The organism is Catenulispora pinisilvae (genome assembly GCF_015356865.1).
GTDB classification, from domain to species: domain Bacteria; phylum Actinomycetota; class Actinomycetes; order Streptomycetales; family Catenulisporaceae; genus Catenulispora; species Catenulispora pinisilvae.
Map to the genome: position 1 here is coordinate 19,626 of NZ_JAAFZA010000014.1, position 18,313 is coordinate 37,938.

Below are 18,313 nucleotides of genomic sequence, written 5' to 3' on the forward strand. Positions count from 1 at the left end.
CGTCCGCCATCGGCGGCCGCCTAGGGCGTCCCGGACACGCGCCGAGCGGGTCCGGGATCGACCGCCGAACCGCTGCCGCGGGTCCGCCGACGTGCCGCCGCCTTGCTCCGATCCGGAAGGACACCAATCATGGCCGACCATTCCCTACCTGCCTCCATCGTGCCGCAGGCCGGTGGCGCCTGGTCCTCGGACGGCGGCGGCATCCCCGGACAGGGGCACCCGACGCTCGGCGAGCTCTTCGCCGCCTGGGTGGCCCGCACGCCGCACGCGCTCGCGCTGACCGACGGCCGGCGCACCTGGACCTACCGGGAGCTGGCGGCCCGGGTCGACCTGCTGCGCCGCGACCTGGTGCGGCGTGGCGCCGGGCCGGAACAGACGGTGGCGCTCGTCCTGCCGCGCTCGATGGAACTCATAGCGGCGGAGTTGGCCGTGGCGCAGGCGGGCGCCGCCTTCCTGCCGGTGGACCCCTCTTATCCCGCCGAGCGGCGGGCGATGATGCTGGCCGACGCGGCGCCCGCGGTGACCCTCGACGATCCGGCCGGTCTCCGTGCCCTGATGGACGCCGCCGACCGGGCCACCCCGGCGGAGGCCGCGGAAAGGGCAGGCACTGCACAAGGGGCCGGCGCCTCGGGTCCGACGGTCGGCGCCGACCACACGGCGTATGTGATCTACACATCGGGTTCCACCGGGACGCCGAAGGGCGTGGCGGTCACCCACCGCGGGATCGGCGCGTTCACCGCCGCCGCCATCGAGCGCTACGCGGTGCGCCCCGGTGACCGGGTGTTGCAGTTCTCGTCCCCCAGCTTCGACGCCTCCGTGCTGGAGCTGTTCATCTCCGTGCTGGCCGGCGCCACGCTCGTGGTGCCGCCGGACGGGCCCTGGCTGGGCGAGGAACTCGCCGCCGTCCTGGACGAACACCACATCACGCACGCCCTGATCCCGCCGGCCGCCCTGGCCACCGTCCCCGCCTCGGCGGCGGGGACCCTGCGCCGTTTCCGCACCCTGATCGTCGGTGCCGAAGCGTGCCCCGCCGCTCTCGTCGACCGCTGGGCACCGGGCCGACGCATGATCAACTCCTATGGGCCCACCGAGGCCACCATCGTCGCCACCTGGACCGGGCCGTTGTCGGCCGGCACTGGCACCCCGACGATCGGCGGCGCGCTGCCGCGCACCAGCGTCCACGTCCTGGACCCGGCGATGCGGCCGCAGCCCCCGGGCGCCGACGGCGAGCTGTACATCGGCGGCGAGGGCGTCGCCCGCGGCTACCTGAACCGCGGCGGGCTGACCGCCGCGCGCTTCGTCCCCGACCCCTTCGGCAAGCCCGGCGCCCGGCTTTACCGCACCGGCGACCGCGCGCGCTGGGGGAGCGACGGGGAGCTGGAGTTCCTCGGCCGGCTCGACCGGCAGGTGAAGCTCCGCGGTTTCCGCATCGAACCGGGGGAGATCGAGGCGGCACTGCGCCGACAGAGCAGAGTCGGCGAGGCCGTGGTCGTGCTCCGCGAGGACGAGCCGGGCCGGGAGCGCCTGGTCGGCTACGTGACGGCCACGGACCCCGAGCGCGCGCCGGATCCCGCGGCGTTGCGCACGGCCGTCGCCGCCGAGCTGCCGGGCCACCTGGTGCCCTCCGCCGTCGTCGTCCTGGCGGCGATGCCGCTCACCGCGGCGAACAAGATCGATGTACGGGCCCTGCCGGTTCCGGCCCGGCAGGCCGTCGCCGCCGCCGGCGAGGCGGCGCCGCTCACGCCGGCCGAGCACCGCCTGGCCGCGATCTGGGCGCAGGTCCTGGGCCTGGACGCGGTCGGGAGGACGGACGACTTCTTCGACCTGGGCGGGGATTCGATCCTGGCCACGCGGATGCTGGCCCGGCTCCGGGACGAGACGGGGTATCGGCTGGCCGTCCGGGACGTCTTCACCGCGCGTTCCATCGCGGCCCTGGCTCCGCTGTTGGACGCCCGGCACACCGCCGCGCGGCCGGAGCCGATCCCGCCCGCCCCGCGCGAGGAGCCGCTTCCGCTGTCCAACGCCCAGCGGCGGCTGTGGTTCCTGGACGACCTCACCGTCGGCGCGAGCGAGTACAACACCGGCGTCGCCCTGCGGCTGCACGGCACACCGGACCCCGAAGCCCTGCGCCGGGCCCTGCTGCTGCTCGCCGCGCGCCACGACTCGCTGCGCACGACGTTCACCACGATCGACGGCCGGGGCGTGCAGCAGGTCTGCGCCGAAGCCGTCCTGCCGCTGCGCACCGCCGACCTGACCGACGTGCCCGCCGAACGCCGCGCCGAGGCCGCCGAACAGCTGCTCACCGAGGAGCTGAGCCGCCCCTACGACCTGGCGAGCGGTCCGCTTTCCCGGGCGCTGCTGGTCCGCGTCACCGCCGAGGAGCACCTGCTGTTGGTGGGGCAGCACCACATCATCACCGACGGCTGGTCGGTGGACGTGCTGACCCGCGAGCTGGCCGCGCTCTACCAGGCGGAGGTCGGCGGCGAGCCGGACGGCTTGCCCGCGCCGGCTGTGCAGTACCCGGACTTCGCAGTGTGGGAACAGCGGCGGCTTGCCGCGGGGGACAGCGGCGTCGACGCCGCGGACCTGGCCTACTGGAAGCGCTGCTTGTCAGGGCTGCAACACCTGAAGCTGCCGGCCGACCGTCCCCGGCCGCCGGTCCGCACCACGGCCGGCGCGGCGCACCGGCGCCGGCTCCCCGCGGAGTTGGTGACCCGGCTGCGGCACCTCGCCAGCGGACGTGACACGACGGTGTTCACCTTGTTCGCCGCGGCGTCCGCACTGCTCTTCCAACGCTATTCCGGCCAGCACGACGTGGCGTTCGGCACCGTCACCAGCGGACGGGAGCGCCGGGAGCTGGAAGAGGTGGTGGGCTTCTTCGCCAACACCGTCGTGCTGCGCGCCGAGGTGGACACCACGGCCACCGTCGACCGCTTCGTCGAGGACATGCGCGCCACCGTGCTGGACGCCTTCGCACACGCCGGGGTGCCGTTCGATCGGGTGGTCGAGGAACTGGCCCCGCCCCGGGATCCCAGCCGCACCCCGTTGGTACAGGCGCTCGTCGTCCAGCAGCAGGCTGCCGCCGATCTGCCGGACGCCGGCGGTCTGCGGTGGCAGGACCACCCGCTGCCCCGCCCGGCTGCGCGCTTCGACCTGGTCCTGGAGTTCGCGCCGGACGCCGGGGGCGGCTGTGTGCTGACGGTCGAGTACAACACAGACCTTTACGACGCCCAGACCGTGGAGCGGATGTCCGGCCACTTGTCCCGCCTGCTGGAGGAGATGGCTGACGGCCCGCAACGCAAGCTCGCCGAGCTGGCCATGGTCTCGGACGTCGAGCGGCGCGCGCTGCTCGACGCCTGGAACCCGCCGACGTCCGGTGCCGGAGCGCGGGATTTCGGCGACGCGGAAGTGAACCGGCGCGTCGACCGCCTGGCCGGGTTGCTCGGTGCCGGCGATGCTGGTGTGGAGCTCGATGCCGATCCGGCCGACGCCGACTTGGCGGTCGCCGACGACCTGCCGGTGCCGCCGACGCGCGCTTATGTCCTCGATCGGTCGCTGCGCCCGCAGCCTCCGGGCGTAGCGGGCGAGTTGTACCTCGGGGGCGGCGGCTTGGCGCGCGGCTACTCGCGGCAGCCCGGTTTGACCGCCGCCCAGTTCGTCGCAGACCCCTTCGGTGTGCCGGGGGAGTGCATGTACCGCACCGGGGATCTGGTGCGATGGAGCGCCGAGCGTGGCTTGGAGTACGTCGGCCGGCTCGACGACCAGGCCAGGGTCCGGGGGTTCCGAATAGAACTGGGCGAGGTCGAGGAGGCGCTTCTTGGCTGCCAGGGCGTCGAGGACGCGGCGGCTGCCGTGTCCGAGCGCAACGGCGACCGGCGTCTGGTCGGCTATGTCGTCCCCGTTTCGCAGGACTCTGTCGAGCCGGAGGCCGTGCGCCGGGAGCTCGGCCTCACGCTGCCCGGCTATCTGGTGCCGTCGGTTGTCGTGGTGTTGCCCGCTCTGCCGCTCGATTCCCACGGCGAGCTCGATCGGAGCCGGCTCCCCGATCCGGGCCCGGCCGCGCACACCGTGCGCCACGTCCCGCCCCGCACTCCCACCGAGCGCGTGCTCGCCGCCATCTTGGCGGACATCCTGAAGGTGGAGCCGGTCGGCGCGGACGACAACTTCTTCCAGCTCGGCGGCGACTCCATCCTCAGCATCCAGGTGGTGGCCCGGGCCCGGCAGGCGGGCCTGGCGGTGACCTCCCGGGACGTCTACCAGCACCAGACGGTCGCCGCCCTGGCCCGCTGCGCGGACGCCGCCGACCGTGCGCAACCGGCCGCCGCCACCGCACCGGCCGCCGTCGGAGACAGCCCCCTGACACCGATTCAGCGCTGGTGGTTCGACAGCGCGGCGGGACGGGCCGGCCACTTCGCCCAGGCGCTCTCCCTCCAGCTGCCGGACGACGTGGACGCGCAGGCGCTCCAGGACGCGCTGAACGACGTGGCAGCCCACCACGACGCCCTGCGCTCGGTGTTCCCGGCCGGAGGAGACGGTGCCGGGCAAGTGAGCTGGAGTATCGAGGACCAGCAGCTTCGCATACCACTGATCCGCCATGCGGGCCCTGATACCGACACCCCGCACTTCGGACCCTTCGATCTGGGATCCGGGCCGCTGCTGCGTGCTGTACTGCACGATCGCGGATCGGACCGGCCGCCGGTGCTGCACCTGGCTGTGCACCACCTGGTGGTGGACGGGGTCTCCTGGCGGGTGCTGCTGGAGGACCTCGACCGCGCCTACCGCGCTCGCCGCGACGGCCAGGACGGCGCGGACGGCGAGGGCGGCGAGGGCGGCGAGGGCGAGAGCGAGGGCGGCGCGGCTGTGCTGCCGGCCAAGTCCTCACCGCTGCGGCAGTGGGCCCAAAGGCTCGGCGCGTTCGCCGCCGACGGCGGCTTCGACGAGGAGGCGGAGTACTGGTCGCGGGCGATACCGGACTCCGTGGACCCGATCCCGGCCGACCTGGAAGGTGCCGACACCTACGCTTCGGCTCGCTCGGTCAGCGTGCGCCTGAGCCCCACCGACACCTCCCTGCTGTTGCGCACCCTGCCCGACACCTACCGCACCCAGGCCAACGACGTGTTGCTGACCGCGCTGGGCCGGGTGCTGTGCCAGTGGAGCGGGCAGGACCAGGTGCTGGTGGACGTCGAGGGGCACGGCCGGGAGGAGCTGTTCGCAGACCTCGATCTCAGCCGCACCGTCGGCTGGTTCACCACCCGGCACCCCGTCGCCCTCGCCGTGCCGGCCCGGGCCGACTGGGACGCGGTCCTCAAGCAGGTCAAGGAGCAGCTGCGCGCGGTTCCCCGCCACGGCCTGGGCCACGACGTCCTGCGCGGCCTGGACCGGCTGGGGACGGACCCGGGGCGTCCGAGTGCCCAGGTCAGCTTCAACTACCTGGGGCGGATGGCGTTCCCGGACGATCCGGACGGCCTGTACCGGGGCACGTTCCGGTCGCTGGAACTGGACGTCGACCCGCGCGCGGAGCGTCCGCACGCGCTGGAAGTAGTCGGCCAGCTCGACGGCGACGCGCTGGAGTTCACCTGGTTCTACAGCGACCAGCGGTACCGGGCGGCCACCGTCGAGGCCCTGGCCGCCGGGTTCGCCGACGCCCTGGCGGGCCTGGCCCGGCACGCGGCACGGCCGGACGCCGGCGGACGCACCCCGTCCGACTTCCCCTTGGCCCGGCTCGACCAGGCCGCCGTGGACCGGATCGCGGACGCCGACCCGGCTGCCGTGGAGGACGTCCTGCCGCTGACGCCGACCCAGGCCGGCATGCTCTTCCACAGCCTGTCCCAGCACGACGGCGCCGCCTACTTCCAGCAGCTGACCTTCGTCCTGGAAGGGGTGCCCGATCCGGACAAGTTCGCCGCGGCCTGGCAACAGGTGACCGACCGCACCGCGGTGCTGCGCGGCCGGGTCCTGTGGCAGGACGTGCCCGAACCGCTGCTGGTGGTCCAGCGGCACGCCCCGGTGCCGGTCACCGGACTGGACTGGCGCGACCTGACGCCGGACGATCGCCGCGACCGGCTGGCAGACCTGCTGGCCCTGGACCGCACCACCGGCATCGATCTGGCCAAGGCGCCGCTCCAGCGGCTGACGCTGGTCCGGCTCGGCGCCAGCGAAGTGCGCGTGGTGTGGTCTTTCCACCACCTGGTCCTGGACGGCTGGAGCCTGTTCCAGGTGCTGTCGGACGTCTTCGCCCGCCACGCCGAACTGTCCGGGGCTGGGACTGGTTCTGGGACTGGGACTGAGACTGGGACTGGGACTGGTGCTAGGTCTGAGACTGGTTCTAGGTCTGGTTCTGGGTCTGGGTCTGGTTTTGGTTCTGGTTCTGGTTCTGGAACCGGGCTCGGGCCGAGCGCCACGACCCCGGCGCCGCACACCGTGCCGGAGCGTCGTCCCTTCCGCGACTACGTGGCCTGGCTGCGCGAGCGCGACTGGGAGCAGGCCGAACGGCACTGGCGCGACCGCCTCGGCGGGCTGGCCGAGGCCACGCCGCTGCCCTGGGACCGCGAGCCGCGCCAGAGCCACCACGCGGAGTCCACCCGCGCCGTGCGGGTGACCGTGCCCGCGGAGACCACCCGGGCCCTGGACGACTTCGCGAAGAGCGCCGGTCTCACCGTCAACACCCTGGTCCAGGGCGCCTGGGCGCTGCTGCTCAGCCGGCAGGCGGGCCGGCCGGAGGCGGTGTTCGGCACCACCGTGTCGGGCCGCCCGCCCGAGCTCGACGGTTCCGAGGCGATGACCGGCCTGTTCATCGCGACGCTGCCCACCCGCGTCGCGGTGCCGGCCCAGGGCACCCTGCTGGACTGGCTGCGCCGGTTGCAGCAGGACCAGAGTGATGACCGGCGTTTCGACTACGTCCCGCTGACCCGGCTGCGGACGTTCACCGATCTGCCCGAGCGGACCGAGCTGTTCGGCAGCATCGTCGTCTTCGAGAACTACCCCGTGGACGACGACCTCGCCGCCGCCCACGGTCTGCGCCTGAGCGGTCTGGACGGGGTGGAGACCACCAACTATCCGTTGAGCCTGGTCGCCTATCCCGGTTCGGAGCTGGCGCTGCGGCTGAGCTACGACCCGGAGCTGTTCGACGCCGGTACGGCGCAGCGGATGGCCGAATACCTCAGTGTCCTGCTGGCCGGTATGCCCGCCGGCGCGCAGCGTCCGCCCGCCCGGCTGCCGCTGCTGACCGCCGAGCGCCGCGCGCAGGTGCTCGAAACCTGGAACGACACCGCCACCGACCTGCCCGAGCGCAGCGTCGCCGAGCTGTTCGCCGACCAGGTGCGCCGGACGCCGGACGCCGTGGCGCTGGAAGCCGGCGACGAGCGGCTCAGCTACCGGGAGCTCGACGCCCGGGCCACCGCCTTGGCCGATCGGCTGGTCGGGTTCGGCGTCCGGGCCGAGCGCTCGGTCGGCGTGCTGATGGACCGCTCGGTGTGGCTGATCGTCGCTCAGCTGGCCCTGGTCCGGATCGGCGGGGTCTACGTGCCGCTGGACGGCCGCGCGCCCCGTGAGCGGCTGCGCAGGATGCTGACCGAGGCCGGCGCGGAGCTGGTGCTCACCGATGCCGACTGGGAGCAGACGGCCCGCGAGTTGGACCCCGCTATCAGGGTTCTGCGCCTGGACGGCGCCGATGCCGACGCCGACCTCCACGCCGACCCACACGCCGACCTACATACCGACCCCTACACCGAGCACCGGCCGACGGCGACCGGCCCGAACCGGTTCCCGGCGATCGATCCCGACAACCTCCAGTACCTGATGTTCACCTCCGGCTCGACCGGCAACCCCAAGGGCGTAGCGGTCCGCCAGCGGGACGTGGCCGCGCTCGCGCTGGACCGGGCCTTCGCCGACCACGATCGGGTGCTCGTGCACTCCCCGCACGCGTTCGACGCCGCCACCTACGAGGTGTGGGTGCCGCTGCTGCGCGGCGGCACCGCCGTTCTGGCTCCGCCGGAAGACCTGGACGCGGCCGGGGTCCGCCACGCCATCGCCGACCGGGGCGTGCGCTTCCTGTGGCTGACCGCGGGCCTGTTCCGCCTGCTCGCGCAGGAGGATCCAGGCTGCCTGCGCGGCGCCCGGGAGGTGTGGACCGGCGGCGAGGCGGTGCCGGGCGCGGTGGTCGGCCGGGTCCTGACGGCCTGCCCCGGCCTCACCGTGGTCGACGGTTACGGCCCGACCGAGACCACCACCTTCGCCACCCGGCGGATCTTCCACGCCGGCGACCCGCTGCCGGCCGTGCTGCCGATCGGACGCCCGCTCGACAACACCCGGGTCTACGTGCTCGATGACGCTCTCCAGCCCCAGCCGCCCGGCATCGCCGGGGAGCTGTACATCGCCGGCGCGGGACTGGCCCGGGGCTACGCCGGGCGTCCCGCCGAGACCGCCGCGCGCTACCTCGCCGACCCCTTCGGGGCGCCCGGCGGCCGGATGTACCGCACCGGTGACGTGGTCCGCTGGAGCCAGGACGGCGACCTGCACTTCGTGGGCCGGGTGGACGACCAGATCAAGATCCGCGGGTTCCGCGTCGAACCCGCCGAGATCGAGGCGCGGCTGGTGGCCCACCCGGCCATTGCCGAGGCGGTCGTGTCGCTGTATCAGGACGCCGGGCGCAAGCGGCTGGCCGCCCACCTCGTGCCGGCGGACGGCACCGAGGTGCCCTCGGCCACCGACCTCCGGGCCCATCTGGAGGCGGATCTGCCGGACTACATGGTGCCCGCCGCGTTCGTCGCCGTGCCGCGGGTGCCGCTGACCGCCAACGGCAAGGTCGACCGCCGACGGCTGCCCGCCCCGGACTGGGCGGTGGGCGGCGACAGCGCCTACCGCGCCCCGGGCACCGAGACCGAGCAGGCGCTCGCGGCGATCTGGGCGGAGCTGCTCGGTGTGGACCGGGTCGGCGCCGACGACAACTTCTTCATGCTGGGCGGCGACTCGATCCTGAGCATCCAGGTCGTCTCCCGCGCCCGGTCCGCCGGGCTCGCGCTGTCCCCCCGCGACTTGTTCCGGCATCCCACGATCGCCGCGCTGGCGGCCGCCGCCACCGACACCGCCCGGACCGTCGTCGGGACCGAGCCGGTGAGCGGGGAGGTCGGCCTGACCCCCATCCAGTCGTGGTTCCTCGATCCGCGTCCGCCGCACGCCGGGTTCTTCAACCAGTCCCTCGTTTTGCAGACCCCTGACGAGGTCGATCCGGAGGCTCTGCGCCGCGCTCTGAAGGCGCTGTGGGCGCACCATGACGCGCTGCGGTCCCGGTTCGTCACCGGGGAGGACGGTCGCTGGCGGCAGTACTGCGCCCCCGCGCAGGACACCGCGCCCGAACTGCTGGAGGTCCAGGACCTCGGCGGTCTGGACCCTGCTGCGGCGCAGCAGGCCGAGGACCAGGCGACAGCAGCCGCGCACGCCGGGTTCGACCTGGAGACCGGCCCGCTGCTCGCCGCCCGCCTGTTCACCGCCGGCGCCGGTCGGCCCGCCCGGCTCCTGCTGGTCGTCCACCACCTGGTGATCGACGGCGTCTCCTGGCGGGTACTGCTGGAAGACCTGGAGACCGTATACCGGCAGGCCGTGACCGGCCGGACGCTCCGTCTGCCCGAGCGCACCAGCTCCGGGCAGGAGTGGACGCGGCGGCTGCGGGCCCACACCGAGGCTGGTGGGTTCGCTGACCAGCGCGCCCACTGGCGGCAAGTCGCAGAACACTGCGCGACGCCGCTCCCGATGGACGTCGGCGGCGGTAACACCGCCGCCGACGTCCGCGCCGTGACGGTCCGGCTGGACCGCGCGCGCACCGACGACCTACTGCGCAAGGTTCCCGGCGTCTACCGCACCCGGATCGACGACGTCTTGCTGGCCGCCCTGGGCCGGGTGCTCGGCGAGTGGACCGGGCGGGACACCGTCGCGGTCGACCTGGAGGGGCACGGCCGTGAGGACCAGCTCTTCGAGGACGTCGATCTGTCGCGCACCCTCGGCTGGTTCACCACCTGCTTCCCCGTCGCGCTTCAGGTCCCTGACGGCGACTGGGGCACCGCGCTGAAGTCTGTGAAGGAGCAGCTGCGGGCGGTGCCGGACCGGGGACTGGGCTACGGCGCGCTGCGCTACCTCGCTCGCGACGAACAGCTCGCCGACGTGCCGGACCCCGGCGTCAGCTTCAACTACCTGGGCCGGTTCGACTGGTCGGCAGACGACGCCGTCCTGGTCCGCGCGGTCCCCGGCGGCCTCGGCGGCGCGGAGGCCCCCGACACGGTGCGTGCGCACCTGCTGGACGTGGTCGCCCGCGTCGAGGACGACCGCCTGGAGATCGGCTGGCACTACAGCGCCGGACGGCACTCCGAACAGACCATCAGCGCTCTGGCGGCGGGCATGTTGCGCGCCCTGGAGGGCATCGTCGAGCACTGCGGGCTCCCGGACGCCGGCGGTCGTACCCCGTCGGACTTCCCGCTGGCCCGCATGGACCAGGCCGCCGTGGACCGGATCGTCGGGGACGGCCGCGCCGTCGCGGACGTCTACCCGCTGACGCCGATGCAGGCGGGCATGCTCTTCCACGGCTTGCTCGAACCGGACGGCGACACGTATCTCAACCAGGTCCAGCTGGTGCTCTCCGGGGTCACCGACTCCGAGGCGCTGGCCGAGGCGTGGCAGCGGGCCGCGGATGCCAACCCGATCCTGCGCACCCGGCTGAGCTGGCAGGACAGCGCCGAGCCGGTCCAGGTCGTGCAGCGGCGGGCTGTGATTCCGGTGACCCAGCACGACTGGACCGGGCAGCCGGCCGAGCAGATCGAGCGGCAGACCGCCGAGCTGCTCGCCGAGGATCGGCGAGCCGGGTTCGACCTGAGCGCGGCGCCGCTGATGCGGCTGGCCCTCATCCGGCTCTCGCCGACCCGGGTGCGGATGGTGTGGACCTTCCACCACGTCATGCTGGACGGCTGGAGCGCGGCCCAGGTCTTCGACGAGGTCTGCGAGCGGTACGCCGCCCTGACCTCCGGACGTCGGCCGCAACTGCCTGAGCGGCCGCCGTTCGGCGACTACCTGCGCTGGCTGGCCGCACAGGACACTGCTTCGGCCGAATGGTACTGGCGCGATGCCCTCGCCGGGTTCCCCGCTCCCACCGAGCTGCCGCGCGACCACCGGCCCGCCGAAGCGCACCGTGCCTCCTCCTCGGAGTCGGTGAAGGTGACCCTCGGTGGCGAGGTGTCGGCGCGGCTGCGGGAGACGGCGCAGGCTGCGGGGCTGACCGTCAACACCGTCTTGCAAGGCGCCTGGGCGCTGCTGCTGTCCCGCTACGGCGGCGGTGAGGACATCGTGTTCGGCACGATCGTGTCCGGCCGGCCCGCCGATCTGGCGGGCGTGACCTCGATGGTGGGCCTGTTCATCAACACACTGCCCACCCGGGTGCGGATCGATGGAGACCGGCCTGTTCGGGAGTGGCTGCGCGACGTGCAGAACGTCCAGTCGGAGGACCGGCGCCACGAGTTCGTCTCGCTGGCCCAGCTCCAGACCTGGAGCGAGGTGCCCGGCGGCACCGCGTTGTTCGACAGCATCCTGGTCTTCGAGAACTACCCGTTCGACGCCGACGCGGCGACCCGGCACGGCCTGGCCGTCGAAGCCGAGCGCGACGTGGAGCCGACCAACTACCCGCTCACCGTGGTGGTGGTACCCGGCGACGTCCTGGCGGTCAATCTCGACTACGACCCCGCCGCCTTCGACGCGACCACCGTCGAAGGGCTCGGGGCGAGCCTGGCGACGCTGCTGACCGCGATGGCGACCGGTCTGGACCGCCGGCTCGCCGACCTGCCGCTGCTGGACCCCGATCGGGGACGCGAGCTGCTCGACCGGTTCGGCGGAACGGCCGCCGAGGCGCCGGCGCGGACGCTGCCCGAGGTGTTCGCCCGCCAGGCCGCACGTACTCCCGACGCCCCGGCCGTCCGGGCCGGATCCGAACTCCTCAGCTATCGGGAGCTCGACGAGCGGGCCAACCGATTGGCTCGGCTGCTGATCGAAGCCGGCGCGGGCCCTGAGCGCTTCGTCGCCCTGGCGCTGCCGCGCACCGCCGACCTGATCGTGGCGCTGCTCGCGGTCCTCAAGAGCGGCGCCGGCTACCTGCCGGTCGACCCGGGGTATCCGGCCGAGCGCATCGCCTTCCTGTTCGCGGATGTGCGGCCGGAGGCCGTGATCACGACCGCGCAGACCGCGGGCCGCCTGCCAGAGGGCGTGTTCACCCGGATCGTGCTGGACGACCCGGCCTGCGCCGAGCAGCTGGCCGCCGCGGATACTTCGCCCCTCCGCGACGGCGAGCGCCGCAGCACTCTGTTGCCGGAGCACCCCGCCTATGTCATCCACACCTCGGGCTCGACCGGCCGGCCCAAGGGCGTCGTGGTCGCCCAGAACTCGGTGCTGGCGCTGATCGACTGGGCCGTGGCCGAGTTCACCGGTCACGGACTGGACCACGTGGTGGCCTCCACGTCGCTGGACTTCGATGTGTCAGTGTTCGAGATCTTCTCGCCCCTGCTGTCCGGCGGATGTGTGGAGGTCGTGCGCGACGTGCCGGCCCTGGCCGACCGGGCCGAGCCCTGGCACGCCGGCCTGCTCAGCGCGGTGCCCTCGGCGCTGGGCCGGCTGCTCGCCGAGGACGTCGTCCGCGTCGGCGCGGACACTGTGGTGCTGGCTGGCGAAGCGCTGCCCGCCCGGGCCGTCGGCGAGGTGCGCGCGGCGGTCCCCGGCTGCCGGGTGCTGAACGTCTACGGGCCCACCGAGGCCACCGTCTACGCCACCGCCTTCCTCTGCGACCCCGCCGACCCCGACCGCGAGCCGCCGATCGGCCGACCGGTCGGCGGCACCCGGGCCTACGTGCTGGACGACCGGTTGCGTCCGGTACCCGTCGGCGCGCCGGGGGAGCTGTTCCTGGCCGGTACCGGGGTGGCGCGCGGCTATCTGCGGCGCCCCGGTCTGACCGCGTCCCGGTTCCTTCCCGACCCCTTCGGCCCGGCCGGCCGGCGCATGTACCGCACCGGCGACCTGGTGCGCTGGACGGCCGACGGCGATCTGGCCTATCTGGGCCGCACGGACGACCAGGTGAAGGTGCGCGGGTTCCGGATCGAACTCGGCGAGGTCGAAGCCGCCCTGGCCCGCCACCCCCTGGTGGCGGCGGTCGCGGCCCGGGTGGTGGCCCACGAGGGCCATCCGCGCCTGGTGGGCTACGCCGTGCCGCGCGCGGACGCCGAACTGCCGGAGGCGGCCGACTGGCGTGCCTTCCTCTCGCGGGTGCTGCCCGACCACCTGGTGCCGGCGCTGGTGGTGCCGCTGGCGCGGCTGCCGCTCGGCGCGACCGGCAAGCTGGACCGGCGCGCCCTGCCCGAGCCGGTGTGGGCCGCCCCCGCCGCGCGCGGTGACCGGGCGCCGGGCACCGCTGCCGAGAAGACGCTCGCCGCGATCTGGGCCGAGGTGCTCGGCGTGCCCGAAGTGCGGACGGACGACAACTACTTCGCCCTCGGCGGCGACTCCATCCTGGGCATCCAGCTGGTCTCGGCCGCGCGCCGGGCCGGTCTGGCCCTCACCCCCCGGCACCTGTTCACCCATCAGACCCTTGCCGAGCTGGCCCAGGCGGCCCAGGCCGTCGGGCAAACCCCGAGCGTGCAGGCCTCCGCCGAACAGGACGCGGTGGTCGGCGAGGCACCGCTGACCCCGGTGCAGCACTGGATGTTCCGGACTCTCGGCGCCGACGCCCGGTTCGCCCAGGCGGTCTCCTTCGAACTCGCCGAAGACGCCGACGAGACGGTGCTGCGCGCCGCGCTCAGCGCGGTCCTGGAGCAGCACGACGCGCTGCGCCAGCGGTACGAGCCGGTCGGCGGCGGGCAGTGGCGCCAGTACGGCACCGCGCCCGACGGCGCGGTGAGCCTGATCACCAGTGACCAGGAAGCTGATGTCGATGAGCTGACCGAGGAGCTCATCGGCGGGTTCGACCTGGCTGCCGGACCGCTGCTGCGGGCCGCGCTGTGCCGCTTCGGCGGCGCGCGCCGGCCGGTCCTGCTGCTGGCCGCGCACCACCTGGTGGTGGACGCGGTGTCCTGGCGCCTGATCCTGGAGGACTTGGAGACGGCCTATGCGGCCCTGCGCGCCGGAAAGCCGGCCGCCCTCGGATCGAAGAGCACTTCGTTCCGCACCTGGGCTTGGCGGCTCGCCGCGCGCACCGGGACCGGCGGCTTCGACGACGAGCTCGAATACTGGTGTGGTCTCGCCGATCCGGCCCGCCTGCCGGCCGACCTGGACGGTGCCAACACCGCCGCCAGCGAACAGACGCTGACCGTCGGCCTGGATGCCGAGGACACCCGTGCGCTGCTCCAGGACGTGCCGCAGGTTTACCGCACCCGGATCAACGACGTCCTGCTCTGCGCGCTGGGCCGCGTGCTGGCCCGCTGGACCGGCCGCGACCGGGTGACGGTGGCGTTGGAGGGGCACGGCCGTGAGGAGCTGCTCGAGGGCGTCGATCTGTCCCGCACCGTCGGCTGGTTCACCGCGATGTACCCCGTCGCGCTGGAGGTGCCCGGCGGCGCGGACACCGGCGCCGCGCTCAAGGCGGTCAAGGAGAGCCTGCGGGCGGTGCCCCATGGCGGGCTGGGCTACGGCGCTCTGCGCTACCTGCGGCCCGCGACCGGCGCGACCGGCGAGACCGGCGCGCAGCCGGATCTGCCGGATCTGCCCGATCTGCCGCAGATCAGCTTCAACTACCTGGGGCGGCAGGACAGACGCGGCACCTCGGGCGGACTGCTGCACGCCCCGCAAGGCCCGCTGACCGGCGGCATGGACCGCGCGGGCAGCCGACCGTTCCTGCTCGACGTTCTCGGAACGGTCAGCGCTGGGCGGCTGGGGTTCACCTGGTCGTACTCCTCACAGGTCCACCAGCGCGACACCGTCGCCCGGCTCGCGGCCGAGTTGGCGGACGAGCTGCGGACGATCATCGAGCACTGTGCCGAACCCGGCGCGGGCGGCCGCACCCCCTCCGACTTCCCGCTGGCGCCGCTGGACCAGGCGGCTGTGGACCGGCTGGTCGGTACCGGAGCCGGCGTGGCGGACGTCTATCCGCTGACACCCACGCAGACCGGCATGGTCGTGCACGGCTTGGACGAGGCCGAACACGGCCTCTACACCGAGCAGCTCACCTTCGTCCTCGACGGCGCCCGCGACCTCGGGCAGCTGGCCGCCGCCTGGCAGCACGTGGTCGATCGCACCCCCGTGCTGAGAACCGCTGTGGCCCTGCACGGCATGCCGGTCCCGGTGCAGGTGGTGCACCGGGACGTGAGGCTGCCGGTCACCGAGCGTGACTGGAGCGCCCTGTCGGCACAGCAGATCGCCGCGGAGCTGGAACGCCTCCTCACCGAACAGCGGACTCCCGCGCTGGCCCTGGATCAGGCTCCGTTGATGCGGCTCGCCCTGGTCCGGCTCGGACCGGACGCGGTGCGGGTGGTGTGGACCTTCCACCACGTCCTGCTGGACGGCTGGAGCGTCTTCCACGTCCTCGCCGACGTCCTGGCCGCGCATGCCGCGCTCGCCCGCGGCGAGGAGCCGAACCTGCCCGAGCGCCGGCCCTTCGCGGACTACGCCTCCTGGCTCGCGTCCCTCGACACGGCGGGAGCGGCAGAGCACTGGCGCGGGGTCCTGGCAGACCTCACCGCGCCCACCGAGCTGCCGTACGACCACCGGCCCGCCCCGGACACGACCGCGCGCTCCGAGACCTGGCTGTCGCAGCGGCTCGACGAGGTGCGGACCGGTCGGCTCCAGGAGTTCGCCCGGCGGCACCACGTCACGCTCAATTCCCTGATACAGGGCGCCTGGGCGCTGCTGTTGTCGCGCTGGAGCGGACAGGAACAGGTGTACTTCGGCACCACGGTCTCCGGGCGTCCGGTGGACCTGCCCGGCGCCGACAGCATCGTCGGCCTGTTCATCACCACGCTGCCCGCCCGGGTCCGCGTCGACGGCGGCGCGGACTGCGGCACCTGGCTGCGCTCCGTGCAGAAGGCCCAGGCCGAGGACCGCCGCTTCGACCACGTGCCGCTGTCCGAGCTGCACCGGCTGGGCGGTCTGCCGCCCGGGACGCCGATGTTCGACAGCCTGGTCGTCTTCGAGAACTACCCGGTCGGCGACGCCACGGCCGGGGCGCACGGCCTGCTGATCCGGGAGCTGGACGCCAGGGAGGCGACCAACTATCCGGTCACCGTCGTCGTCTCACCCGGCGAGCGGCTCAGCGTGGAACTCGGCTACGACCCGAGGTGGTTCGATCCGGGCACGGCCGCCTCGATGGCCGGCCAGCTGCTGCACACACTGTCGGCCCTGGCCGCCTCCGACGGCGCCGTCCGGCTGGACGACATCGACGTGCTGCCGCCCGCCGAGCGAGAGCAGCTGCTGCGAGGCCCGGCCCGCCCGCCGCTGGATCCGGTGACCCCGGCCACGCTGCCCGCGCTCGTCGAGGCCGCCGTGGACCGGGACCCGACCGCGCCGGCACTGAGCGCCGCCGGCAGGGAGCTGACGTTCGCCGAGGTCGAGGCGCTCGCCAACCGGCTGGCGCACCGGCTCATCGCGCGCGGTGCGGGGCCCGGCGACGTCGTCGCCCTGCTGCTGCCGCGCTCGCCGGACATGGTGCTGGCCGAGCTGGCGGTCACGAAGGCCGGCGCCGCGTTCCTGCCGGTCGATCCCGGCTATCCGGACGAGCGGGTCGAGATGATGCTGGGGGACGCAGCTCCCGTGCTCACCCTCGACGCCAAGGAGGTCGCCGACCTGCTGGCCGCGCCCTTCGACGGCGTCCGCGGCGAGCGGCCTACCGGCATCGATAGGCCCACTGATACTGACCGGCCCACTGATACCGCCCGGCCTACCAACACCGATCGGCCCACTGATACCGACCGGATCCGCCCGCTGGACCTGGACGACCCGGCCTACGTCATCTACACCTCCGGCTCCACCGGCGTCCCGAAGGGCGTCGTCGTCACCCACCGCGGCCTCGCCGGGTTCGCCGCGGCCGAGGCCGAGCACTACCAGGTGGCGCCGGGTGACCGGGTGCTGGCCTTTGCCACGCCGAGTTTCGACGCCTCGGTACTGGAGCTGTGCATGTCCTTGCCGTACGGCGCCCGCTTGGTGGTGCCCGCCCCCGGCCCGCTGCTCGGCGCCGAGCTGGCCCGGGTGCTCCGGGAGGAGCGGATCACGCACACCCTGCTTCCCCCGGCCGCGCTGTCGACTCTGCCCTCTGATACCCCCGGCAGCCTGCCCGATATGAAGACCCTGATCGTCGGTGCCGAGGCCTGCGGCCCCGACCTGGTCGCCCGCTGGGCTCCGCACCACCGGATGGTCAACTCCTACGGGCCCACCGAGGCCACCGTGGTCGCCACCTGGTCCGCGCCGCTAAAACCGGACGGCTCCGCACCGCCGATCGGTCGCGCGCTGCCCGGCACCGGCGTCTACGTCCTGGACGCCCGGCTCCGGCCGGTCCCCGGCGGCGTGCCGGGTGAGCTGTGGCTGAGCGGACCGGCCCTGGCCCGCGGCTACCTGGGCCGTCCCGGGCTGACCGCGACCCGCTTCCTCGCCGACCCGTTCGGCCCGCCCGGAACCCGGATGTACCGCACCGGCGATCTGGTGCGGCGCGACCGCGACGGTGAGCTGTACTACCTGGGCCGCACCGACCACCAGCTCAAGCTGCGCGGCCACCGGATCGAGGCGGGCGAGGTCGAGGCGGCGCTGGTGCGGCACCCGGCCGTGCTGGACGCCGTGGTGAGTGTGCGGGAGGACGAGCCGGGGCGGCCGCGCCTGGTCGCGCACCTGCTCGCCGACCCGGATCCCGGCGCCGGGGTTCCGACCGGCGTCGAGCTGCGCGCGCTGCTCGCCCGCTCGCTGCCGGGATACATGATCCCCTCGGCGTTCGCGGTGCTGGACCGCTTCCCGCTCACGGAGAACGGCAAGACCGACCGGGCAGCCCTGCCCGCACCACCACCCGAGGAAGAGCAGGAGGCCGTCGGCCAGGTCGCACCGCGTACGCCGACCGAGGAGGTGCTGGCGGAGATCTGGGCGCTGAGTCTTGAGACGTCCGTCGGGGTCGAGGACGACTACTTCCTGCTGGGCGGGGACTCCATGCGGGCCCTGCTGATCGCCTCCCGCGCCAATGACGCCTTCGATGTAGCGCTGACGCCCCGGGACGTCATGGTCGGCCGCACCGTCGCCGCCCTGGCGGCACAGGTGCAGGAACAGGTGCTGAGCGAACTAGAAGCAGCCGCGTACGGCGGTCCCGACGATGACGAACGGTGAG

The 18,313-nt window shown here is 73.7% G+C and carries 1 protein-coding gene; it reads left to right on the forward strand.

What is annotated here, in order from left to right:
* The first annotated feature begins 129 nt into the window (after nucleotides 1–129).
* Nucleotides 130–18,312, forward strand: a complete 18,183-nt coding sequence (locus IZR01_RS06555; protein ID WP_228558979.1) for a non-ribosomal peptide synthetase — start codon at nucleotides 130–132, stop codon at nucleotides 18,310–18,312.
* Nucleotide 18,313: the final 1 nt, after the last annotated feature.